The 21,647-nt window shown below is 64.0% G+C and carries 20 protein-coding genes; 12 read left to right on the top strand and 8 right to left on the bottom strand.

The window, feature by feature from the left end:
• The first annotated feature begins 2 nt into the window (after positions 1 to 2).
• Entirely contained in the window at positions 3 to 1,640 is a 1,638-nt protein-coding gene (locus HT579_02705; GenBank protein QKS27957.1) for an acyl-CoA synthetase, read from the top strand.
• Positions 1,641 to 1,739: 99 nt separating this feature from the next.
• Positions 1,740 to 2,534: an enoyl-CoA hydratase gene (locus HT579_02700; protein ID QKS27956.1), complete on the top strand. Its 795-nt coding sequence runs from the start codon at positions 1,740 to 1,742 to the stop codon at positions 2,532 to 2,534.
• Positions 2,535 to 2,583: 49 nt separating this feature from the next.
• On the opposite strand, the gene HT579_02695 is transcribed toward HT579_02700, so the two are convergent.
• Both HT579_02695 and HT579_02690 read right to left on the bottom strand, forming a co-directional pair.
• Entirely contained in the window at positions 2,584 to 4,080 is a 1,497-nt protein-coding gene (locus tag HT579_02695) for a diguanylate cyclase (GenBank protein ID QKS27955.1), read from the bottom strand.
• A gap of 139 nt (positions 4,081 to 4,219) precedes the next feature.
• A complete protein-coding gene (locus tag HT579_02690; GenBank protein ID QKS27954.1) occupies positions 4,220 to 4,840 on the bottom strand; it encodes a hypothetical protein in 621 nt (206 codons plus the stop codon).
• A gap of 291 nt (positions 4,841 to 5,131) precedes the next feature.
• Between HT579_02690 and HT579_02685 the strand changes: the two genes are divergently transcribed.
• A complete protein-coding gene (locus tag HT579_02685) occupies positions 5,132 to 6,151 on the top strand; it encodes an NAD-binding protein (GenBank protein QKS31459.1) in 1,020 nt (339 codons plus the stop codon).
• On the opposite strand, the gene HT579_02680 is transcribed toward HT579_02685, so the two are convergent.
• The 5 genes from HT579_02680 to cyaY form a co-directional block, all read right to left on the bottom strand.
• Positions 6,148 to 6,597 (bottom strand): DUF2784 domain-containing protein, encoded by a 450-nt coding sequence (locus tag HT579_02680; GenBank protein QKS27953.1) that lies wholly within the window; start codon positions 6,595 to 6,597, stop codon positions 6,148 to 6,150. The two genes, HT579_02685 and HT579_02680, sit on opposite strands and share 4 nt — an antisense overlap.
• A 91-nt stretch (positions 6,598 to 6,688) precedes the next feature.
• On the bottom strand, positions 6,689 to 7,090 hold the full coding sequence (locus tag HT579_02675) for an RNA-binding S4 domain-containing protein (GenBank protein QKS27952.1): 402 nt from the start codon (positions 7,088 to 7,090) through the stop codon (positions 6,689 to 6,691).
• A gap of 2 nt (positions 7,091 to 7,092) precedes the next feature.
• On the bottom strand, positions 7,093 to 7,656 hold the full coding sequence (locus tag HT579_02670; protein ID QKS27951.1) for a response regulator transcription factor: 564 nt from the start codon (positions 7,654 to 7,656) through the stop codon (positions 7,093 to 7,095).
• Positions 7,657 to 7,662: 6 nt separating this feature from the next.
• Positions 7,663 to 9,036: a HAMP domain-containing histidine kinase gene (locus tag HT579_02665; GenBank protein ID QKS27950.1), complete on the bottom strand. Its 1,374-nt coding sequence runs from the start codon at positions 9,034 to 9,036 to the stop codon at positions 7,663 to 7,665.
• Positions 9,037 to 9,205: 169 nt separating this feature from the next.
• On the bottom strand, positions 9,206 to 9,523 hold the full coding sequence (gene cyaY, locus HT579_02660; protein ID QKS27949.1) for an iron donor protein CyaY: 318 nt from the start codon (positions 9,521 to 9,523) through the stop codon (positions 9,206 to 9,208).
• Positions 9,524 to 9,768: 245 nt separating this feature from the next.
• Between cyaY and lysA the strand changes: the two genes are divergently transcribed.
• A complete protein-coding gene (gene lysA, locus HT579_02655; protein QKS27948.1) occupies positions 9,769 to 11,013 on the top strand; it encodes a diaminopimelate decarboxylase in 1,245 nt (414 codons plus the stop codon).
• Positions 11,014 to 11,216: 203 nt separating this feature from the next.
• Here lysA and HT579_02650 read toward each other — a convergent pair whose 3' ends face one another.
• On the bottom strand, positions 11,217 to 13,544 hold the full coding sequence (locus HT579_02650) for a penicillin-binding protein 1A (GenBank protein ID QKS31458.1): 2,328 nt from the start codon (positions 13,542 to 13,544) through the stop codon (positions 11,217 to 11,219).
• A gap of 421 nt (positions 13,545 to 13,965) precedes the next feature.
• Here HT579_02650 and HT579_02645 point away from each other — a divergent pair, with 421 nt between their 5' ends.
• The 8 genes from HT579_02645 to HT579_02610 all read left to right on the top strand — a co-directional run bounded on the left by HT579_02645 (position 13,966) and on the right by HT579_02610 (position 21,626).
• Positions 13,966 to 15,000: a pilus assembly protein PilM gene (locus tag HT579_02645; protein QKS31457.1), complete on the top strand. Its 1,035-nt coding sequence runs from the start codon at positions 13,966 to 13,968 to the stop codon at positions 14,998 to 15,000.
• On the top strand, positions 14,997 to 15,563 hold the full coding sequence (locus HT579_02640; protein QKS27947.1) for a PilN domain-containing protein: 567 nt from the start codon (positions 14,997 to 14,999) through the stop codon (positions 15,561 to 15,563). Before HT579_02645 ends, HT579_02640 begins: the two co-directional genes overlap by 4 nt.
• Entirely contained in the window at positions 15,563 to 16,234 is a 672-nt protein-coding gene (locus tag HT579_02635) for a type 4a pilus biogenesis protein PilO (protein ID QKS27946.1), read from the top strand. The genes HT579_02640 and HT579_02635 overlap by 1 nt, the downstream gene beginning before the upstream one ends.
• Complete coding sequence (locus tag HT579_02630; protein ID QKS31456.1) at positions 16,234 to 16,752, top strand: pilus assembly protein PilP; 519 nt, start codon at positions 16,234 to 16,236, stop codon at positions 16,750 to 16,752. Before HT579_02635 ends, HT579_02630 begins: the two co-directional genes overlap by 1 nt.
• Complete coding sequence (locus tag HT579_02625) at positions 16,753 to 18,813, top strand: type IV pilus secretin PilQ (protein ID QKS27945.1); 2,061 nt, start codon at positions 16,753 to 16,755, stop codon at positions 18,811 to 18,813.
• Between the two features lie 131 nt (positions 18,814 to 18,944).
• Positions 18,945 to 19,436: a shikimate kinase gene (locus HT579_02620; protein QKS31455.1), complete on the top strand. Its 492-nt coding sequence runs from the start codon at positions 18,945 to 18,947 to the stop codon at positions 19,434 to 19,436.
• Positions 19,424 to 20,512, top strand: coding sequence for a 3-dehydroquinate synthase (gene aroB, locus HT579_02615; GenBank protein QKS27944.1), 1,089 nt, complete (start codon positions 19,424 to 19,426; stop codon positions 20,510 to 20,512). The genes HT579_02620 and aroB overlap by 13 nt, the downstream gene beginning before the upstream one ends.
• Positions 20,505 to 21,626, top strand: a complete 1,122-nt coding sequence (locus HT579_02610) for a deoxyguanosinetriphosphate triphosphohydrolase (GenBank protein ID QKS27943.1) — start codon at positions 20,505 to 20,507, stop codon at positions 21,624 to 21,626. The genes aroB and HT579_02610 overlap by 8 nt, the downstream gene beginning before the upstream one ends.
• Positions 21,627 to 21,647: the final 21 nt, after the last annotated feature.

The raw sequence follows: 21,647 nt of genomic DNA, 5'->3' as shown, positions 1-21,647 counted from the left end.
GGATGTCGAATATCTACCGGGTGGGGCTTGACAAGAATCCTGCCAACTACACGCCACTGACGCCGCTGACCTTCCTCGCGCGCAGCGCCTATGTCTATCCCGAACGTGTCGCGGTGATTCATGGGCAACGGCGGCAGAGCTGGCTGCAGACCTTCACTCGCTGCCGGCAGCTCGCCTCCGCGCTCGTCGCGCACGGCGTCGGCGAAGGCGATACGGTGGCGGCGATGCTCAACAACACGCCGGAAATGATCGAGTGCCACTTCGGTGTTCCGGTCACCGGGGCTGTGCTCAACACGCTCAATACCCGGCTCGACGCCGAAACGATCGCCTTCATGCTCGAGCACGGCGAGGCCAAGGTGCTGCTCACCGACCGTGAGTATTCGTCGACCGTACGCAAGGCGCTGGCCGCATGCCGGCGCGAGATCCTGGTGATCGATGTCGACGATCCCGAGTACGGCGGCCCCGGCGACCGGCTGGGAACGCGCGAGTACGAAGAGTTCATCGCCGGTGGCAGCCCCGACTTCCCCTGGAATGGTCCGGCTGATGAGTGGGACGCGATTTCGCTCAATTACACATCCGGTACCACCGGCAACCCGAAGGGCGTGGTGTACCACCATCGCGGGGCTTACCTCAATTCGATGAGCAACATCGTCAGCTGGGGCATGCCGCCGCACGCGGTTTACCTGTGGACGCTGCCGATGTTTCACTGCAACGGCTGGTGCTTCGTGTGGACCATGGCTGCCAACGCGGGTACCAATGTCTGCCTGCGCCGCGTGGACCCGAAACTGATCTTCGATGCCATGCGTGAGCACGGGGTGACCCACTACTGCGGAGCGCCGATCGTGCATAGCCTGATGGCCAATTCTCCGCCCGAGCTGCGTACCGGAATCAGCCAGAAGGTCTGCGGACTGATTGCGGCCGCACCGCCCCCGGCGGCCGTGATCGAGGCGATGGCCAACATCGGTATCGACCTGACGCACGTCTACGGGCTCACCGAAACCTACGGACCGGCAGCCGTCTGCGCCAAGCACAGCGACTGGAGCAGCCGTCCGCTGGCCGAACAGGTCGAACTCAATGGCCGGCAGGGGGTGCGCTACCATGCGCAGGAAGCGATCACGGTTCTCGACCCGGTCAGCATGGCGGCCGTGCCGTGGGACCGCGAAACGATGGGCGAGATCATGTTCCGCGGCAACCTGGTGATGAAAGGCTACCTGAAGAATCCGAAGGCGACCGACGAGTCGTTTGCCGGCGGCTGGTACCACACGGGCGACTTGGCCGTCATGCACCAGGATGGCTACGTCAAGATCAAGGATCGCTCCAAGGACGTGATCATCTCGGGCGGCGAGAACATCTCGTCGATCGAGGTCGAGGACGTGCTCTACAAGCACCCGGCCGTTATCGCCGCGGCGGTCGTCGCAACCCCCGACCCGACTTGGGGAGAGGTGCCCTGCGCGTTCCTCGAGTTGCGTGAGGGCTGCACGGTCAGCGAGCAGGAAGTGATCGAGTTCTGTCGGCAGCACATGGCGCGCTTCAAGGTACCGAAGCGGGTTGTCATCTGCACGCTGCCGAAGACCTCGACCGGCAAGATCCAGAAGTACGTCCTGCGCGAGCAGGCGAAATCCTCTGCCGCCATCGAGTGAGCAGCTGCCGTTTGCCGGCCAGCGGCTGCCTGCAGCTGCCGGCCGGCGGTTTCGCTTCCCCGCACCGGCGCGGCAGCGATCAATGATGAGGAGAGAAGGATGAACGCATCGACCCCGGCTGAGCCCTACGTCCTGCGCGTCGATGCGCGGGGCGTCAGCACGCTGACGCTGAACCGCGGCAACCAGTTCAATGCCCTGTCGAGGGCGATGATCGGAGCCTTGCAAACGGAGCTGGACGCGATCGCGGCGGACCCTGCCCTGCGCGTCGTGGTCATTGCCGGAGCCGGCAAGGCCTTCTGTGCCGGTCACGATCTGAAGGAAATGCGGGCGAATCATGACCAGGCCTTCATGCAGGATCTGTTCCGCAGCTGCGGCCGAATGATGATGAGCCTCACGCAGATGCCGCAGCCGGTGATCGCGCGCGTCCACGGCATTGCCACGGCGGCCGGCTGCCAGCTCGTTTCGATGTGCGACCTGGCAGTTGCCGCCGAGAGTGCGCGCTTCGCCACGTCGGGGATCAACGTCGGCCTTTTCTGTGCCACGCCGGCCGTTGGCTTGTCGCGCAACCTGGGCCGCAAGCAGGCTCTCGAGATGCTCCTCACCGGCGATTTCATCGATGCCCCGACTGCGCTGCAGCAAGGGCTGGTCAACCGCGTCGTCGCCAGCGACGCTCTCGATGCCGAAGTCGGACTTCTCGCGCAGGCGATCCTGGCGAAGTCTTCGGTAGCCATCGGCATGGGCAAGAAGATGTTCTACCGGCAGCTTGAGATGGGGCTCGAGGCAGCCTATCAGTACGCGTCGGAAGTGATGGCCTGCAACATGATGACCGAGGATGCGGCCGCAGGCATCGACGCCTTCATCGGCAAACGTCAGGTGGAATGGAAGGGACGTTAGACGCAGTGCCCCGTGTTGTCAGACGTTCAGCGACTGCAGCGCGACCCTGCTACCGCCGCCCGGTGGTAGCAGGGTCCGGGCTCGGCTCACTCGTCGATCGTGCCGCGACGACGCGATCATGGCCGGCCGCAGCGGCGGACTGCAGTGCCTGCGCGGCGCGCTTGAGCAGATCGTCGGTCGAGCGGTCGCTGGCCGTGGCTTCACTGGCGCCGACGCTGACGCTGAAGCGGACGATGCCGTCCTCCGTCGGAATGGCGATTTCGCCAATCAGCGCACGGATACGGTCGGCAACCAGCAGCGCCTCGGCGATCTCGGTATCCGGCAGCAGAACGGCAAACTGGCCACCACCAAAGCGGGCCAGCAGGTCCCGCTGACGCAGTGCGCCTTTGGCCGCCTGGGCGACCGCCAGCAGGACCTGGTCACCGACAGCGTGGCCATAACCGTCGTTGATGCGGCGAAAGAAATCGATGTCGAGGAGCATGACCGCGAGCGGCAAGTGTCGGCGCTGCCGCAACGCGAGCTCATCGGCTAGCGTGGCGACGAAGTGCTGTCGGCTGCTGACGCCGGTAAGCTGGTCCGAGATCGCAAGCTCCTGCAGCTGTACGCTGTGCTCGGCGAGCGTGCGCAGCAGGCGCAACGATCGCCAGGCAACCACGGTCAGCGGGATCGTCACCCCCAGGGCCAGCAGAATGGTCCACAAGCCCTGTCGTTGCCAGCCTGCGAGCGCGACATCGTAGTCCTCGAGAACGATGACGACGAGCGGGAAGTCGGGCAGCGAAGAGTAGCTCGCCAACAGCCGCGGATGCTTGCCGGCGCGTTCGTCGAGAACCACGAACGCGCGCGACCGCTGCGGCAGGTGTCGGCTGAACAGATGCCCGCCGGCGAGCGAATGGACAAGCTGCCGGTCTTCCGCCGCCTGCGCCAGAACCGTGCCGTCAGGGGAGAGCAGCGCAATCGCGCCGCCCGGCCGCAGTCGCTCGGCGTCGTAGCCGTGGCTCAGCGCTTGTAGGTCGACCATCGCCACCATTTGGAGACCGTTCGCATGCCGATTGTTCACCGGCCGGACGACCGGCAGATGAACCCGGGCCGTCGCCGGGTCAGTGGTCGGCCGCCCGAACGCCAGCCGGGAGCCGCCCGGCTGGCGCTCAGAGCGGTCGCTGCCAGCGGGCGACGCCTGCAGCGCGGGGTCCGTGCCGGCTGCCAGAAGTCGGATGTCGAAGAAGTCGCCGCTGCTGTCCCGCAGACTGTCGACCAACCGGCGCAGGCCGGAATCGCGGTGCGGGTCGCCCGCCGGATGGTCCTGCAGCCAGTTTTCGCTTGCGGCGAGAACCGTGTCGAGCAGACGAAACTGTTGCCGCGTCTGCTGCTCGAGCGCGTGCGTCAGACGCTGCAGCGAGATGCCGGCGGCAGCGATGCTGTCGTCGCGGGCAAAGACCAGCGAAGCGATGACTACCGCCCACAGTGCGGCGAGGAGCAACAGCGTCAGCAACACGACGGTTCGCGGCCTGGCCCACTCCTCGACGTGCCTGATGTTCTCTCTTTGCATCGCAGCCCCCTCCACTGCGGATTCAGGGACTGGATTCTAGCAGCCTGCCGGCAACGTCCGGCGAGAATCCTCGCCCCGGGACAGGCGCTCAGGGTCGTTGCCGAGGCACACGGGCAGTCGCCGCCCCGTAGGTCCGGTCTCACTCCGTCTCCGTCTCGCTGTCGACATCGATGACGTCGGTGAACAGTTCGATGGCCGTTTCGGCAACCTGCGCCGTGTCATAGTAGGCGTAGGCACCGGCACCGATGGCACCGACAACGGGAATCCAGCGCGAAACACCCCGTCCGAGCAGGCGCTGCGAGATGTGCAACGCGATCTTGAGGACGATGGCATTGATTTCCGGCCGCGACGCGTGCTGGACGACGAAGCGCTTGCCCACCCTGGCGACCAGATTGGCGACCGCGCGGGTATCGGTGTGCCGGAAGAGGCAGTAGAGCATCTCCTCACGCCCAAGGCCGGCGGTCTTTCCGTGGCAGGCGGCAATATCGGCCACCATCTGCGTCTGCAGCTTCCACAGCAAGCGCAGTTCTGGCAGCAGGGTGAGCCAGCCAAGAGACCCTGGAGGCAGGGAAAGGCTGCCGGCTGTCATCACCGCGCTGCGGGTGGCCTTGCGGACGATGACACGCGCCCGCTGCTGCGGGCTGGCGGCCCGCTGTTCGCTGCTGGACGGCGTGTCACCGACGTAATCCAGAATCGCTTCGGCGATCCTCTGGCTGGGTTGCAGGCGCGTTGCGCGTCGCGAAAAGTGCTTGCCGGGCATGCTGCGGTTTTCCGATGCGGTGGCCACAAGTGTGCGCCAAAGTTGCCGATCTTGCCATCGGCGCGTGCTCTTGCTGGTGGACAAGGAGCAACAAATGTGCGAGGCTCGCGCGCCGTGCCGATACGGTACGGCATGTTGCCTGTTCGCTGCCTGACGGTCAGCTTGTCGCAGCAGTACGCCCGTTTGCCAAGGGAGGGTGTCGTTTCGTTGCCCATCTTCGATAGTCCATTGGCCACACGCCGCCGGGCGCGTCGGCTGCGCCGCCTGCGCGAGTCGGACCTGCGGATCAGCATGCAGTTGCAGAGGATCGTCGTCCGCATTGTCTGGGCCGCCGTTGCCGTTCTGGCTCTCGTAGGGATCGGCACCGTCGGTTTCTTCCATATTGGCGGCGACCACAGCGACTGGTCTGATGCCCTGTACATGACACTGATCACCATCTCGACGGTTGGCTACGGCGAGATCGTTCCGCTGCCGGCGCTCAGCGACCGCGTCTTCGCTGGCTTCATCGCCATCTCCGGTGCCGGTGCATTGACCTTCCTCTTCACCAGCCTGTCCGTGTTCTTCCTCGAGAAGGATCTAGACCATTCCCTGCGGAGACGACGAATGGAGAAACGCATCCAGAAACTGCGCCAGCATTTCATCATCTGCGGTTTCGGCAGGGTTGGCCGCAGCGTTGGCGGCGAGTTGCAGAACACGGGTCGGCACTTCGTCGCCATTGACACCGAGGAAGCGCGCTTCGAGGACAATCTCGACAAGTTCCCGGGACTGCTCTGCCTGCAGGGTGATGCCTCCGACGACGACCTCCTCGAGGCAGCCGACATCCTCGACGCCAGGGGCCTGTTTGCCGTGACCGGCGATGATTCGCGCAACCTGATGATCATCATCACCGCTCGCCAGCTCAATCCCGATCTGCGGATCGTGGCGCGGGCGCAGGAAGCGCGCAATGTCGAGAAGATGCGCAAGGTTGGCGCCGATGCGGTTATCTCGCCGGATTTCACCGGTGGCATCCGCCTGGCGTCAGCCATGGTGCGGCCGCACGTGGTCAGTTTCCTCGACGAGATGGTTCGTTCCGACAAGAACGTGCGGCTCGAGGAAGTCCACGTTCCAGCGGGCTTTCCTGCCACCCGCGTCGGCGACCTGCGCCTGCGCAGTCCGGACTACATCCTGCTTGCCTTGCGTGAAGAGGATGGAAGCTGGGTCTTCAACCCGCGGGTCGATGAAGTCGTCAGCGTCGGTACCACCATCATCGCACTCGCCAATCCGTCGGGGCGGGCGCAGCTCAAGGCACACCTGATCGAAAGGATTGCCTAGCCGGGAGAGCGGGAACGCCGCTGCTGCGCTGCTCGATCGGCGGTGTCGACCGGCTGCTTCGGATGCTTGAAACGTGCCCTGCCGGCGCGCCGGAGGCCGTGGATCAGCCAGCCGTAGCAAGCGACATTGATGGCGACGAGTGCGCCCGCCAGTAGCAGTTGAGTGTCGCGCGTCAAGCCAGGCGGATAGATGATCGGCAACAGGTAATGCGCGACGAAGCTGCCGGAATAGCCTGCCTCGCCAGCCGCCAGACGCAGTTCGTTCTCGAGGGGGGTCAATGGACAGATGCCGCCGCTGATCTCGATGAGTACGCCCCAGCAGGCGGCCGGAACGTGCGCGAATGCGAGCCTCGGCCAGCGCAGGCTCAGGGCGCCACCAGCCACGACAAAGAAGATGAAGAGAAAATGGACGACCACGATGCCGTCGGCGAGCAACCCCTCGCTCATCGGGTTGCCGGCAGCATGGGCCGGGATCGCGGAATCGCTCCCGGGTCCGCGCGAGAATTCCGGAACTGCGGCAGTTGCGTAGCCCTGATTCTCATTCCCTGTCGGTAAAGTTCCTGATCAGTCTGCCGGCCTTCTTGGTTGGTCGCCCGCCAAGCTCGCGGGCGGGTTCCGGTACCAGTCTCCGGGCGGCCTCCTGCGCAGTTCGCCGCTCGCTGCTCGCGAGGGATTCGTGGTACAGCTGCCGGGCTTCGCTGGCGGAGCGGCGCTGCTGCGCGAGAGCAATGACGCAGATCGTCCACCTGAGGTCACCGAGGTTGACTTCGAGTTCATCGCCGCAGCGCAGGATGTGTGCGGCTTTCACCGCATTTCCCGCGAGCCGCACACGACCCGCGGCAACGGCCTGTGCAGCGAGGGCGCGCGTGCGATAGAAACGCGCCGCCCAGAGCCACTTGTCGATGCGCATCGCTGCCAGTAGCAGCGGTTCGGCGGGCATGGCTATTCTCGCGACGGGTGTTTGCCAAGCTTGCGCTGCAGCGTCCGGCGGTGCATCTTCAGGGCTCTGGCAGTCGCCGATATGTTGCCATTCTGTTCGGCGAGGACGCGCTGGATATGCTCCCATTCGAGCCGGTCGACCGACAGCGGCGAGCCGGCGATCGCGATCGCCGAATCACCGTCACTACTCTTGTTGAGTGCCGCCACAACCTGATCGGCGTCACAGGGCTTGGCCAGGTAGTGGATGGCGCCAAGCTTGATCGCCTCGACCGCCGTGGCGATGCTGGCATAGCCGGTGAGCATCACGACGCGCGTGTTCGGGTCCAGCTCGATCAGCTTCTCAATCAGGACCAACCCGGATTCGCCGGGCATCTTCAGGTCGACGACGGCGTACTCCGGAGCCAGAGCCTGCGCTTTCGTCAGTGCCGCCGACACGCTGCTGGCGACCGTCACGGCGAAGCCCCGCCGCTCGAGCGCCCGTGCCAGGACGCGGCGGAAGGCCTCGTCGTCATCCACGAGCAGCAGGGTCGAACGCTCGTCATCCACGGGGGGTTGGCTATCGGGCATGGTCGCTCAGACTTTCAGACGTTTGAGTGGCAGCGTGACACGAGTGCAGGCACCGCCGTGCGGATCATCACGATTGAACAGCTCGACCTTGCCGCCGAAGCGCTCGATGGTGGCGTTGCTCAGGAAGAGACCGATGCCAAGGCCGAGCGGACGGCCTCCGGGATCGTTCTTGGTGCTGAAGAAGGCCTTGCCAAGGCGATTCCTGCTGCTCTCGTCGACACCTGGCCCGCGGTCCAGGATTTCGATCCGACAACTGTCGGCATCCCAGTCGGCGGCGAAGCGAAGCGCATCCGGGTGACCAGCGTTGGCATCGGCAGCGTTGTCGAGCAGATTCAGCAGCGCCTGCTCGAAGGTCCGCTCGGCGACGATCTGCGGTGCCGGCTGCGGCCCGTGCAGGGTCACGCAGAGCTGCGCGTGCGGGCGGATGGTCTGCCAGTCGTCCAGCAGGCGGTGCAGGCACGCATCCAGTGGCAGCGACTGCAGGCTGTCGCCGCGTCGCTGCCCCGTCGAAGCGAGGATCTGCGAGATGGTCTGCTTGCAGCGATCCACCTGCTCGCGCAACAGAAGGATGTCGTCCCGCAGCGCGGTATCGTCACCATGACTGAGTTCGAGTTCGCGCAGCACCACCGCCATGGTTCCGAGCGGCGTACCGAGCTGGTGTGCAGCACCAGCGGCAAGCGTACCGAGTGAGAGGATCTGCTCGTTGCGCAGCGCCTCTTCGCGCGTCGCCGACAGCTCGCGTTCGCGCGCCTCGAGGGCAGCAGCCATGCGTGTGACGAAGAAGGCGACGACGCCGACACTGATGAGGAAGTTCAGCCACATGCCGAGTACGTGCAAGGCGAAGCTGCTGCCGTGGGCAGCGTGCTCGCCGGCACCGCCAGTGGCGCGCGCGAGCAGCTGGTCGAAACGGGCGAGGTCCCCCTGCGGCTGTGGCAACGGCAGGTTCCAGAACATGAGGAACGTGTAGGCGACGAGGGTGACGCCGGCCATTGTCCAGGCATGGCGTGCCGGCAACATCGCGGCAGCCAGCGTTGCCGGCAAGAGGAACAGCGAGATGAAGGGATTGGCCGAACCGCCGGCAAAGTACAGCAGCAAGCTCAGGATGACGGTGTCGATGAGCAGGTGCGCAAAGACTTCGCCGTCGCCAGCCCGGTGCCCCCGCTCGAGTCGCCACTGGGTGGCCAGATTGATCGCTGCAAGCAGGGCAATGATGGCCGCCATGGGCACGATGTCGAGCGGCATCCTGAGCCACGCCACGGCCAGGATGAGCACGACGACCTGCGTCAGCACCTCGACGCGGCGCAGCGCGACGAGGCGCCGCAGTGGGTTCTCGGTCCCCGTCAATGAAGTCAATCCCACAGTCTGAGCGTTACGCAGCATCGATCGGCCGACTCCTGGCAGCGAGCGGAGCGATGGATTCTACGCTGCGCGGCCAGCCGATGGCTGGCGGTGTGGCAATCTGTCGCAGCTCGGCGCGACGCGAGGTGCATCGGACGAGATGCCCCGACGCTGCTGCCGCCCGGACTGGCTTGTGCGGTGGCAACGCCGCTCAGAGCAGGGAAACGGGTTCGCCGGCCTGCGTCGAGACGAGATCAGAGAGTGACGACAGCAACTCCAAACCACTGCGCGTATCGCGCCAGCAGCCTTCCTGCCAACGGTAGTGAAAACCACCAGAGCGGGCCGCGACCCAGATCTCCTGGGCTGCGTCGTGGCGGTTGACGATGATCCTGCTGCCGTCGGCAAAGTCGATCTGCAGCACCTGGTCGGCCACACGTTCGAAATCGAGATCGGCGCCGCTGCGCTCAAGAGCGGCTTCAATCCGGGACAGGACGGCCTCGGCGCGGGCGTTGAAATCGTGCTCTGCCATCTGTGCTACCATTGGCGTCTTTTGCTGTGGCGCATTATGTGCTCATTCCTTGTGCCGGCCACGCTGGCCCTCAGCTTGCTCGCCGGCTGTGGCAATCGTGGCGGCTTGGTCCTGCCACCGAAGCCGCCGGCAGTGACGACGACCGTCGTATCGGGCATTTCCTCGCCGGCCTCCGACACCGACCGCAGTGCGGCAGGAATCCCGACACGCCCAGATTCTAGCACGCCTGCCGCAGAGACCCAGCGATGAGTGCCTTTGTCCGCCGCGAAGGCATCCTGCACGCGGAAGGGGTCTCCCTTGCCGAGATTGCCGAGCGCTTTGGTACACCGTGCTGGGTCTATTCGCGGCACGCGCTGGAAGAGGCGCTCGACGAGTTCCATAGTGAACTGGTCGGTATCGAGGCGCTCGTCTGTTATGCGGTCAAAGCCAACTCGAACCTCGCCGTCCTCGACGTCCTCGCGCGGCGTGGTGCGGGTTTCGACATCGTTTCCGGCGGCGAACTCCGGCGCGTTCTCGCTGCCGGTGCCGATCCACGGCGGATCGTCTTCTCGGGGGTCGGCAAGAGCGCGGGCGAAATGGAACTGGCGCTGCGCGTCGGCATCCTCTGCTTCAACGTCGAGTCCGCTGCGGAACTCGACCGCCTCGATGCCGTTGCCTGCGAGGTCGGCAGGGTAGCACCGATCAGCCTGCGAGTGAATCCCGACGTCGATGCGCGGACTCACCCGTACGTGTCGACCGGCCTCAAGGAGAACAAGTTCGGCGTCGCCTATGAGGATGCACTGCCGCTGTATCGGCGCGCTTCGAGCCTTGCCAACCTGCGCGTCAGCGGCATCGACTGCCACATCGGCTCGCAACTGCTCGAGTCCGCGCCCTTTGTCGAGGCGCTCGACAAGATCCTCCTGCTGGTCGACCGACTCGCCGCCGAAGGTATTGTCCTTGAGCATATCGATCTCGGCGGCGGGCTCGGCATCCGCTATCGCGACGAGGCTCCGCCGACCGTCAGGGATTACCTGGGGCCGATTCTGGCGAGACTTCGCGGACGAAGGTTGCACGTTCTGCTCGAACCCGGGCGACGCCTGGTCGGCAACGCGGGTGTGCTGCTGACTCGTGTCGAATACCTGAAACCGGGCGACGTGAAGAACTTTGCCATCGTAGACGCGGCGATGAACGATCTCGCGCGGCCGGCGTTGTATGGCTCGTGGCACGACATCGTTCCCGTCGTTCGACGCCAGGGTCCCCTGCTGCCTTGGGAGATCGTTGGTCCGGTCTGCGAATCGGGCGATTTTCTCGGGCGTGGCCGCGACTTGGCACTCGCCGCCGGTGATCTGCTGGCGATCATGTCGGCCGGTGCCTACAGCATGTCGATGAGCTCGAACTACAACTCCCGCCCGCGGGCCGCTGAGCTGATGGTCGACGGCAACCAGGCACACCTGGTTCGTCGCCGTGAGACGGTCGAGGAATTGTACGCACTCGAGAATCGCTTGCCCTGAGCGGCGACGGCGAAGTAGGCACGAGCATTGCGGGAGGCTGGGCGCGAGCGAGCGCGCAACGAGACCGATCAGGATCAGGTCCGTCGGCGAGAACACTCTCGCGGAGCTGCCAGCCCCGGCGTGTGCAAGGCCGCGCGCGAGAGGCAAAGATTGGGCCACCTCGCTGCCGCGCCGCGCGGTACATCCAATCGCAACCGCTGCGCTCAATCTTCGGCGCGCACGTCGTCGCCTGGCGGTTCCGGTTCGATCTGCTGGGGAACGTTTTCCCGGTAGAACATTTCCTGTGCCGGACCCTTGCCGCTGTCCGGCGTGGCTACCGAAACGATGCCTTCCGGCATCGGCAGGAAGGACTCGGGCGTGTTGCTCAAAGCCTTTGCCATGTAGCCGATCCATGCTGGCAAGGCCGCGGTGCCGCCGGTCTCGCCTTTGCCAAGGTTGCGCGGCTGGTCGAAGCCGATCCACGAGCAAGCGACGACCGTCTGCTGGTAGCCGCAGAACCACGCGTCCACGTGTTCGTTGGTGGTACCCGTCTTGCCAGCCAGATCCTTGCGCTTCAACGTTGCCGAAGCGCGCGCGGCGGTGCCGTAGATCGTCACGTCACGCAACATGCTGTCCATCAGGTAGGCGTTGCGTGGGTCGATGGCCCGCAGGGTCTCGTCACCGGCGGTAACCGGCTCGGCCTGCGCCAGTACCTGCTTCCGGTCGTCAAGAATCTCGCGCACGACGTATGGCCGGATACGGTAGCCGCCGTTGGCGAACACCGCGTAGGCGGTGACCATCTCCCACGGCGTCACCGAGCCCGCGCCGAGCGCCATGGTCAGATAGGGCGGGTGCTTTCTGGCGTCGAAACCGAAACGGGTGATGTAGTCCTGAATGTAGCGAACACCACTGGCCTGCAGCAGGCGGATCGAAACCATGTTCTTCGACTTGGCCAGCGCCGTGCGAAGTCGTATCGGACCCTCATACCGCCCGTCGTAGTTCTTCGGTTCCCAGGCCTGGCTGCCGGTAACCGTCGCCGGGAAGCTGATCGGCTCGTCATTGACGATCGAGGCCGGAGTGAAGCCACGTTCCAGCGCGCCGGAGTAAATGAAGGGCTTGAAGCTCGATCCCGGCTGGCGCCAGGCCTGCGTCACGTGGTTGAACTTGTTGCGCTGGAAGTCGAAACCCCCAACCAGTGCGCGAATCGCCCCGTCGTGCGGATCAGCCGCCAGGAAGGCCCCTTCGACTTCCGGCAGTTGAGCGATTCGCCAGTTGCCCTTGTCGTCGGTCTGCACGCGGATGATCGCGCCGCGGCGCAGGCGCTTGTTTGGCGGCGCCTTGTCGTCCATCATGCCCGCCGCAAGCTTCAATCCTTCACCGGTAATGCTGATCACGTCGCCACCACGGCGGAACGCCCGCAGCTTCCTGGCATCGGCCTGCAGGACGATGGCCGGTTGCAGGTCCTCGGCCTCCTGATAGTCGGGCAGCAACTCGTCGAGCGCCTCGTCGGTGTCCGACTTTATGCCCGCGAGGTCCACGTAGGCTTCGGCACCGCGATATCCGTGCCGGCGATCGTAATCGAGAATGTTCCGGCGCAGACTGGTATAGGCAGCTTCCTGGTCGTCCTTGCGGATGGTCGTATAGACGCGCAGGCCGCGCGTGTATACGTCGTCGGGGAACCTCTCGGCAGCGATCTGGCGCGCCATTTCAGTGACAAACTCGGCGTGAATCGGCGTCGCGTTGCTCTCGCGCCGAAGCACCAGCGCCTGCGCCAGGGCAGCGTCGTGTTGCGCGTCGCTGATGAAACCAAGTTCGCGCATCCGGCGCAGCACATACTCCTGCCGAATGCGGGCGCGCCGCGGATTGACGATCGGGTTATAGGCGGAGGGCGCTTTCGGCAGACCGGCCAGCATCGCGGCTTCGGCAACAGTCAGTTCTCCCAGACCCTTGCCGAAATAGATGTGTGCAGCGGCGGCAAAGCCGTAGGCACGCTGCCCGAGGAAGATCTGGTTCAGGTAGAGCTCGAAGATCTGGTCCTTGCTCAGGTTGTTCTCGATCTTGAACGACAGCAGCGCTTCGTAGAGTTTGCGCGTGTAGGTCTTCTCCGACGACAGGAAGAAGTTCCTGGCGACCTGCTGGGTAATCGTCGAGGCGCCCTGGCGTTTGCCGCCACCTACCAGATTCGCGTGCAGCGCGCGCAGTACGCTCAGGGTATCGACTCCTCCGTGCTGATAGAAACGCTCGTCCTCGGCCGCGAGTATGGCCTTCTTCAGGACATCCGGGACGTCCTGAATGCTGACCACGGCACGCCGCTCCTCACCGAACTCGCCGAGCAGATGACCCTCGGCCGTGAACACCCGCAACGGGATCTTCGGTCGATAGTCGGTCAGAATTTCAAGTGACGGCAGATTCGGGTAAGCCAGGCTCAGGACGACGACCACCAGTGCAAGTGCAATTGCGGCAAGTCCGAGAACCACGACCAGGGGATACAGCAGCCAGCGAAGAGCGGTAGGCAAGAGAGAGTCCGGCAGGGGTTTTCCACAGGCCGCCATTATATTGGAAGGCAGCCGCCACGAGGCGGCCGCCATGCATTCCGCTCGCCGGCGCCCGTCGAAAGCTGCGGTTGCGGGCGCGGTGCGCCTGCTCGGAAATGCGGTGTCGTCAGGGATGGAGCCCGAGAGGCGTTGAGCCCGGCTGCATCGCGCCGTGTCCTGCCGGCTTGTTGCGCGAGCGATGTCGACAACACCCGCCGTCTTCGCCGCCCATCAGCAGGAGGACAACCAGTCGTTGTCGATCTGCGACAAGCCGGGATGCCGGCGGAGAAATCGCTTTACACTCTGCAGTGTTGTTGTTAGCATCTAAAGTAGAATATCTATAAGTACGCTAACTCTAAATTATTCAAAGGTTTTTTGGGCAAGGGGTACGGTTTTGCAGCTTGATCTTTCGATCTTCAATCCGAAGGCTCGCTCGCTGATCGGACTGGACATCAGTTCGTCATCGGTAAAGATGGTCGAGCTGGCGAGTGACGGCAAGGGGGGATACCGCGTCGAGCGCTATGCGATCGAGATCCTGCCGCGGGATGTGGTCTCCGACGGGAACATCGTGAACCTCGAGGCAGCGGCCGAGTCCGTCCGGCGAGCGTGGAAGAAGCTGGCCACATCGACGAGGCAGGTGGCGATTGCCCTGCCCGCTTCGCATGTCATCACCAAGAAGATCATCGTCGCCGCCGGCCAGCGCGAAGCGGAACTCGAGTTGCTCGTCGAGTCGGAGGCGAACCAGTACATTCCCTTCGCACTCGAGGAGGTCAACCTCGATTTCCAGGTAATCGGCCCGGCACCGTCTTCACCGGACGAGATCGAGGTTCTGATCGCCGCATCACGCAAGGAGAAAGTCGAAGATCGTGTCGCCGTGGCCGAATCCGCCGGCCTGAAGCCGCGCGTTCTCGACGTCGAATCTTACGCCGTCCTCTCCGCCTTTCAGCTGGTCGAGGCAACGCTTCCCGAGGGCGGCAAGGGACAGATCATCGCGCTCGTCGATGTCGGAGCGAACGTCATGAATCTGACCGTGCTGCGCAACGACCAGCAAATCTACGCGCGCGAGCAAGCGTTCGGCGGCAATCAACTGACGCAGGACATCGCGCGCATGTTCAACATGACTTTCGAGGAGGCCGAAGCCGAGAAACGTCGCAATAGCCTGCCGGAAAAGTATGAGACCGAACTCCTGCGACCATTCCTCGAGGCGCTGGCGCTGGAACTGTCGCGCGCGCTGCAGTTTTTCTTCACGTCGACGCAGTTCAATCAGGTCAACCACATCGTCCTCGCGGGCGGCTGCGCGGTCATTCACGGTATCGATCAGGTGGTTGCATCGCGGACGCAGATCAACACCGTCATTGCCAATCCGTTTGCCGGCATGCTGCTTTCCGACCGCATCCGCGAGAAGAGCCTGCTGGCCGATGCCTCGTCGCTGATGGTGGCATGCGGTCTGGCGCTGCGGAGATTCGACGAATGATACGCATCAATCTCCTGCCTCACCGGGAAGAAAAGAGGCGGGCACGGCGTCAGCAGTTCTACGGGTTGCTGGGCCTCGTGACGGTCCTGTCCGTGCTGATCGTCGTTCTCGTCTACTCGATAATCGCTGGCTACATCGCCAGTCAGGAGGCCAAGAACGACTTCCTCAAGAAGGAGATCGCAGTTCTCGACAAGGAGATCGACCAGATCAAGCGGCTCAAGCAACAGACCGAGGCGCTGCTCAAACGCAAGGAAACCATTGAGGCACTGCAGCGCGACCGGGCCGAAGCAGTGCGCCTGTTGACCGAGTTGGCCAAGCAGATGCCCGAGGGGGTCTATCTGAAATCGATGAAGCAGGAAGGGCAGCGCATCCAGATGGTTGGCTTTGCCCAGTCCAGCGCTCGCGTGTCGACGCTGATGCGAAACATAGAGGCGTCGCCCTGGCTCGAGAAGCCTGAACTCCTGGAAGTCAAGGCCGTGACCATCGACAAGCGACGGCTCAACGAGTTCAGCATGAACGCGTCGCTGAAGCGCACTCCGGTGGACAAAAAGGGAGCGAAGTGATGGCGAGGCCTCTTGCGAACATCGATTTCCGGGGCATCATCGGTGATTTCCAGAATCTGAATCCGCGCGACGTTGGTGCCTGGCCGGTCGCACCCCGTGCCACCGTGCTCGTCGTCCTCTGCCTGTTGATTCTGCTCGCCGGCTGGTGGTTCTATTGGGATGACCAGCTGGTGTCCCTGCGTGAGAAGCAGGAGGCCGAGTTGCGACTGCGCGACGAGTACATCCGCAAGAAGGCGCAGGCGGTCAATCTCGATCTCTACGTGCAGCGCCTGAGCGACATCGATCTGGCGTTCGGGGCGTTGCTGAAACAGTTGCCCAACAAGGCCGAAGTCGAGTCGCTGCTGGTCGAAATCAACCAGGCCGGCATGGGCAGGGGGCTGCAGTTCGATCTCTTCAAACCGGGACCCGAACAGGTCCGCGATTTCTACGCCGAGCTGCCGATAACCGTTCGCCTGACCGGCACCTACCACGATTTCGGCGCGTTTGCCGGCGACATCGGCAAATTGTCCCGCATCGTCACTCTGAACAACATCTCGATCAATACCAATCAGCAGAGCAAGGATGGCAGTCTGGTGATGGACGCGACGACGAAGACCTTCCGCTATCTGGATGAAGAGGAAGTGGCGGCGAACCGCAAGAGAGCGGCCGAGGCGGCGAAGGGCGGCAAATGATGCGCATACTGCTCATGCTTCTGTTCAGTTCCCTGATCGTTGCCGGCTGCGCCGACAACGATCAGGAGGAACTGCGCGAGTGGATGAAGACGGCAGCCGCTGGTGTCAAACCGAACATTCCGCCGTTGCCTGTGGTGCAGCCCTACGAACCCGTTCCCTATGATGTGGCCAACCTGACCGATCCTTTCGCTGCTGCCAAGATGGGCGTGGCAGACAAGAAAACGGGCGGCGGTTTCCGGCCGGATCTCGATCGGCCGAAAGAACCACTGGAACTCTATCCTCTCGAGTCACTCAAGTACGTTGGCGTGATCACCAGGAACAAGGTGTCGTTCGCGATCGTGCAGGTCGAAGGAGCGTTGCATCAGGTGAAGATCGGCAACTACATGGGTCAGAATTTCGGCGTCGTCGTCGGCGTGACCGAGTCCGAAATAACGCTGCGCGAACTCGTTCAGGATTCAGCCGGTGACTGGATCGAGCGGACGAGCACCTTGATGCTGCAGGAAAAGGGAGCAAGGTAGATGAAACGGATCAAACATTGGCTGCCCGCCCTGATGGGTGCCCTGTCGCTGCTCGTCGGCGCCGCCACTGCCCAAGAAGAGGCAGCGCCAAACGCGATCGAGTCGATGAACGTCATACAGCAGGGCCCGGTGGTCAACGTCAAGCTGACCTTCAAGGAACCCCTGCAGGCGCTTCCCGCTTCGTTCAGCGTTGCCAAACCGGCCCGCATCGCGCTCGACTTCCCGAATACGGTCAATGCACTGGGCAAATCCAGCCAGACCTACAACGAAGGCGACCTGAAGAGCGCCAATATCGTCCAGGCCGAGGGCCGCACCCGGGTCGTCCTCAACCTCAACAAGGCGATGTCCTACGAGGCGAGCATCGACGGCAAGAGCCTGCTGCTGGCGATGGTCCCAGCTGCCAAGCCGGACAGCACGCAGGCGGTCGAACATTTCGCCAAGGCACACGCCAGCGAGGTCGGCAACAGCATTCGCGACGTCACGTTCCGCCGTGGGAAGGATGGCGAGGGCCGCATCACCGTTGACCTCACCGATGCCAACGCCGGCATCGACATCCGGCACGAGGGCAAGAATCTCGTCGTCGATTTTGTCCGCGTCAATGTTCCGCCAGCACTGCGCAGGAAACTCGATGTCACCGACTTTGCCACCCCGGTGTTGGCGGTGAACACGGTCCAGAAGGGCGGCGATGCGCGCATGACGATCACGCCGCGCGGGCTCTGGGAGCACAACGCCTACCAGAGCGACACGCAGTTCGTCATCGAAGTGAAACCGATCATCGAGGATCCGAACAAGCTGGTACAGGGCTCGCGCGGCGGCTACCGCGGCGAGAAGCTGTCGCTGAACTTCCAGAACGTCGAGGTCCGCCGCCTGCTGCAGGTGATCGGCGAGTTCACTGGCATGAACATGGTGATCAGCGATTCCGTCGGCGGTTCGATCACCCTGATCCTCAAGGACGTGCCCTGGGACCAGGCGCTCGACATCATCATGCAGCAGAAGGGCCTGGACATGCGCAAGAACGGCAACGTTATCCTGATTGCGCCGCGCGAAGAGATTGCGACCAGGGAGAAGCTCGAGTTCGAATCGCAGGCACAGATCGGCGATCTCGAGCCGCTGCAGACCGAGAGCTTCCAGATGAACTACATCAAGGCGGAAGCCGTGCAGAAGCTGCTGCTCGATCCGAAGCAGACGCTGCTGTCCAAGCGTGGCAGTGCGCTGCTCGACGAGCGCTCGAACATGATGTTCGTCAAGGACGCCCCAGGCAGGCTGGCCGAGGTGCGGGCCATGATCGCCAAGGTCGACGTGCCGACGCGACAGGTCATGATCGAGGCGCGGATCGTCGAGGCCGGCGACAGTTTTGCAAAGAACCTCGGGGTGCGACTTGGTTTCACACAAGTCTTCCCGGATGGTGCGGTCCGGATCGGCGGCGACCAGACGGCGATCCGAGGTAACCTGAACACTGAGGCGGCGGTCAACCTGCCCGCGACGCCACGCTCCGGTACCGCAGGCACCTTCTCATTCCTGCTCTTCAACAACGCCCTGACCCAGTTCCTCTCCACCGAGATCTCCGCCCTCGAGTCCGATGGTCGCGGCCGCGTCATCTCCAGCCCGCGCGTGATGACCGCCAACGGGGTCGAGGCGCTCATCGAACAGGGTCAGGAGATTCCCTACCAGCAGAAGACGAGTTCCGGAGCCACCAGCGTTTCCTTCCGCAAGGCGGTCCTTTCGCTGAAGGTCAAGCCGCACATCACGCCGGACGGGAAGATCGCCATGGAACTGGACGTCAACAAGGACACGCCGAACACCCGCCTGTCGACGGGTGCCGGTGTGGCGATCGACACCAAGCACGTGAAGACCGAGGTGCTGGTCGAGAATGGCGGCACGGTCGTCATCGGTGGCATTTTCGAGCAGGTGACGCGCAACAACGTGCAGCGCATACCCTTCCTGGGCGACCTGCCTTACATTGGCTTCCTGTTCAAGAACCGCGAGATCATCGACGACAAGACCGAACTGCTGGTCTTCATCACGCCGCGGATCATTACCGAACACCTGTCGTTGCGCTGACCTTTCCTTGCACGAAGAAGGAGGCCGGCGCCAGCCGGCCCTTTTTCGCCAAGAGCAGCACCGGGCGCTTGCGTTAGAATGCTGCGGTGAGATTCCAGGAACAAACCCGCAACGTCTATCTGGTCGGCCTGATGGGAGCCGGCAAGACAACCGTCGGCAGGGCACTCGCCAGGCGCCTGGGCTACCGCTTTCTGGACTCCGACCATGAAGTCGAGCTGCGCACTGGCGTCAGTCTGGCAACTATCTTCGAGATCGAAGGCGAGGACGGTTTCCGCAGACGCGAAGCGCAGCTCATCGCCGAGTTGGCTGAACTCAGGCGGCACGTCGTCGCCACCGGCGGCGGTTCCGTCCTGCGACCGGAGAACCGGCTGGTGCTGCGCTCCTCCGGCACGGTCGTCTATCTCGACGTGCCGCTCAACACGCTCTACGAACGGACACGACATGACCGCAAGCGGCCGCTGTTGCAGGTCAGCGATCCGCGCCAGAAGCTGCGCGAACTGCTGGCGCAGCGTGACCCGCTCTACCGCGAGGTGGCGGATGTGACCATTTCGGGCAGCCACATCACCGCACAGGCGATTCTCAATCTGCTGCTCCGGGAAGAGGGTGAGGCATGGAAACGCTGACGCTTGCGCTGGGAGATCGTTCCTACCCGATCCACGTCGGTCGTTCGCTGCTCGAACGGGCCGACCTGCTGCTGCCCTCGCTGCGCCAGATGAAAGTGGCGATCGTCAGCAACACCACGGTGGCGCCGCTGTATCTGCGAAGACTGGCGGATCCGCTGCTGCAGGCCGGCGTCGAGGTGGTCGAGGTCGTCCTGCCAGATGGCGAGGAGTTCAAGGAGTGGCGAACCCTGAACTCGGTCTTCGACGCGCTCATAGCCGGTCGGTGCGAGCGTTCGACGACCCTGATCGCTCTCGGTGGCGGGGTGCTCGGCGACCTCGGCGGCTTTGCTGCTGCCTGCTTCCAGCGCGGCATGCCGTTCATCCAGGTGCCGACGACCCTGCTGGCGCAGGTGGATTCATCGGTTGGCGGCAAGACGGCGATCAATCATCCGCATGGAAAGAACCTGATTGGCGCCTTCTATCAGCCGCGACTGGTGCTCGCCGACACCGACACCCTGACGACCCTGTGCGACCGCCAGCTTTGCGCCGGCCTGGCCGAGGTCATCAAGTACGGGCTGATCCGGGATCTGCCGTTCCTCGAATGGCTCGAGCGCAACCTAGAGCGCCTGCTGGCGCGTGACCCGGCAGCTCTGGCGGAGGCGGTGTGTCGCTCGTGCCGCAACAAGGCCGAGGTGGTGGCAGCGGATGAGCGCGAAGCCGGGGACCGCGCGCTGTTGAACCTTGGTCACACCTTCGGGCATGCGATCGAGGCCGGTGTCGGTTATGGCGAGTGGCTGCACGGCGAAGCGGTCGCCGCAGGGACGATGATGGCGGCGCAACTGTCGCATCTGCTCGGCTGCATCGACCGCCACGACCTGAGCCGCGTCGAGCGCCTCCTGCAGCGCGCCGGTCTGCCGGTGAACGGGCCCATGCTGAGCGTCGAGCGCTACCTGGAACTCATGCAGCACGACAAGAAGGTGCAGGATGGCAGGTTGCGGCTGGTGCTTCTGCAGCAGCTCGGGCAGGCCGTGCTGACGGACGAGGCGCCTGTGGCGCAGGTGCGGCAGGCGATCGCCGAACGTACGGCGCATGCCTGAACTCGCCCCCTACGCGGTCAGCGAGGCAAACTCGCGGGGCCGGCAGCATGCGGACTCGCAGCCGGTCCAGCGCACCGAATTCCAGCGCGACCGCGATCGCATCGTGCATTCGACCGCGTTTCGGCGTCTCGAGTACAAGACGCAGGTGTTCGTGAACCACGAGGGCGATCTGTTTCGGACCCGCTTGACCCACAGCCTCGAAGTGGCACAGATCGCCCGCGGCATCGCGCGCGCGCTGCGGCTCAATGAAGACCTGGCCGAAGCGATATCTCTGGCCCACGATCTCGGTCACACCCCATTCGGTCATGCCGGGCAGGAGGCCCTCAACGCATGCATGCGCGACCACGGGGGCTTCGAACACAATCTGCAGAGCCTGCGGACGGTAGACCTGCTCGAGGAGCGCTACGCGGCGTTCGACGGTCTCAACCTGTGTTTCGAGACGCGCGAGGGGATCGTCAAGCATTGCTCGCTGGCCGAAGCGCGCCGTCTCGGCGATGTCGGCGAGCGCTTCCTCAATCGCACCCAGCCGTCGCTCGAGGCGCAAGTCTGCAACTTGGCCGACGAAATCGCCTACAACAACCACGACCTCGATGACGGACTGCGCGCCGGGCTGCTCACCCTCGAGCAACTGGACGAGGTGCCACTCTTCGCCGAGCACGCTGCCGACGTCCGCGCCCAACATCCGGCGATCGGCGGGCGCCGCCTGATCCACGAGACGATCCGGCGAATGATCAATGCCCTGGTCTGTGATCTGATCACAACCACCGCCAGCAATATCGCCCGACAAGAGCCGGAGGACATCTGCGCCGTGCGCCGTGCACCAGCGCTGGTCGCCTTTTCCGAAAACCTTGGTGAAGCGCAGCGGACCATGAAGCGCTTTCTGCGCGCGCAGCTCTACGAGCATTACCAGGTCCGGCGGATGGCCAACAAGGCGCGACGCATCGTCAGCGAGCTTTTCGACGCCTTCACTGCCGACGTCCGCCTGCTGCCGCCGCAATACCAAGCCCCGGCGGATGCCGACCGGTCACGCAGGGTCGCCGACTACATTGCCGGGATGACCGATCGCTACGCCATCCGCGAACACCGGCGACTGTTTGCCGTCGGCGAAGGTTGATCCCGCCGGGCGCCGGCCCGG

This window comes from Candidatus Accumulibacter similis (genome assembly GCA_013347225.1).
Taxonomy (GTDB): Bacteria; Pseudomonadota; Gammaproteobacteria; order Burkholderiales; family Rhodocyclaceae; genus Accumulibacter; species Accumulibacter similis.
The sequence above is the reverse complement of the archived record's forward strand: the minus strand, read 5'-3'. Positions and strand labels throughout refer to the sequence as shown.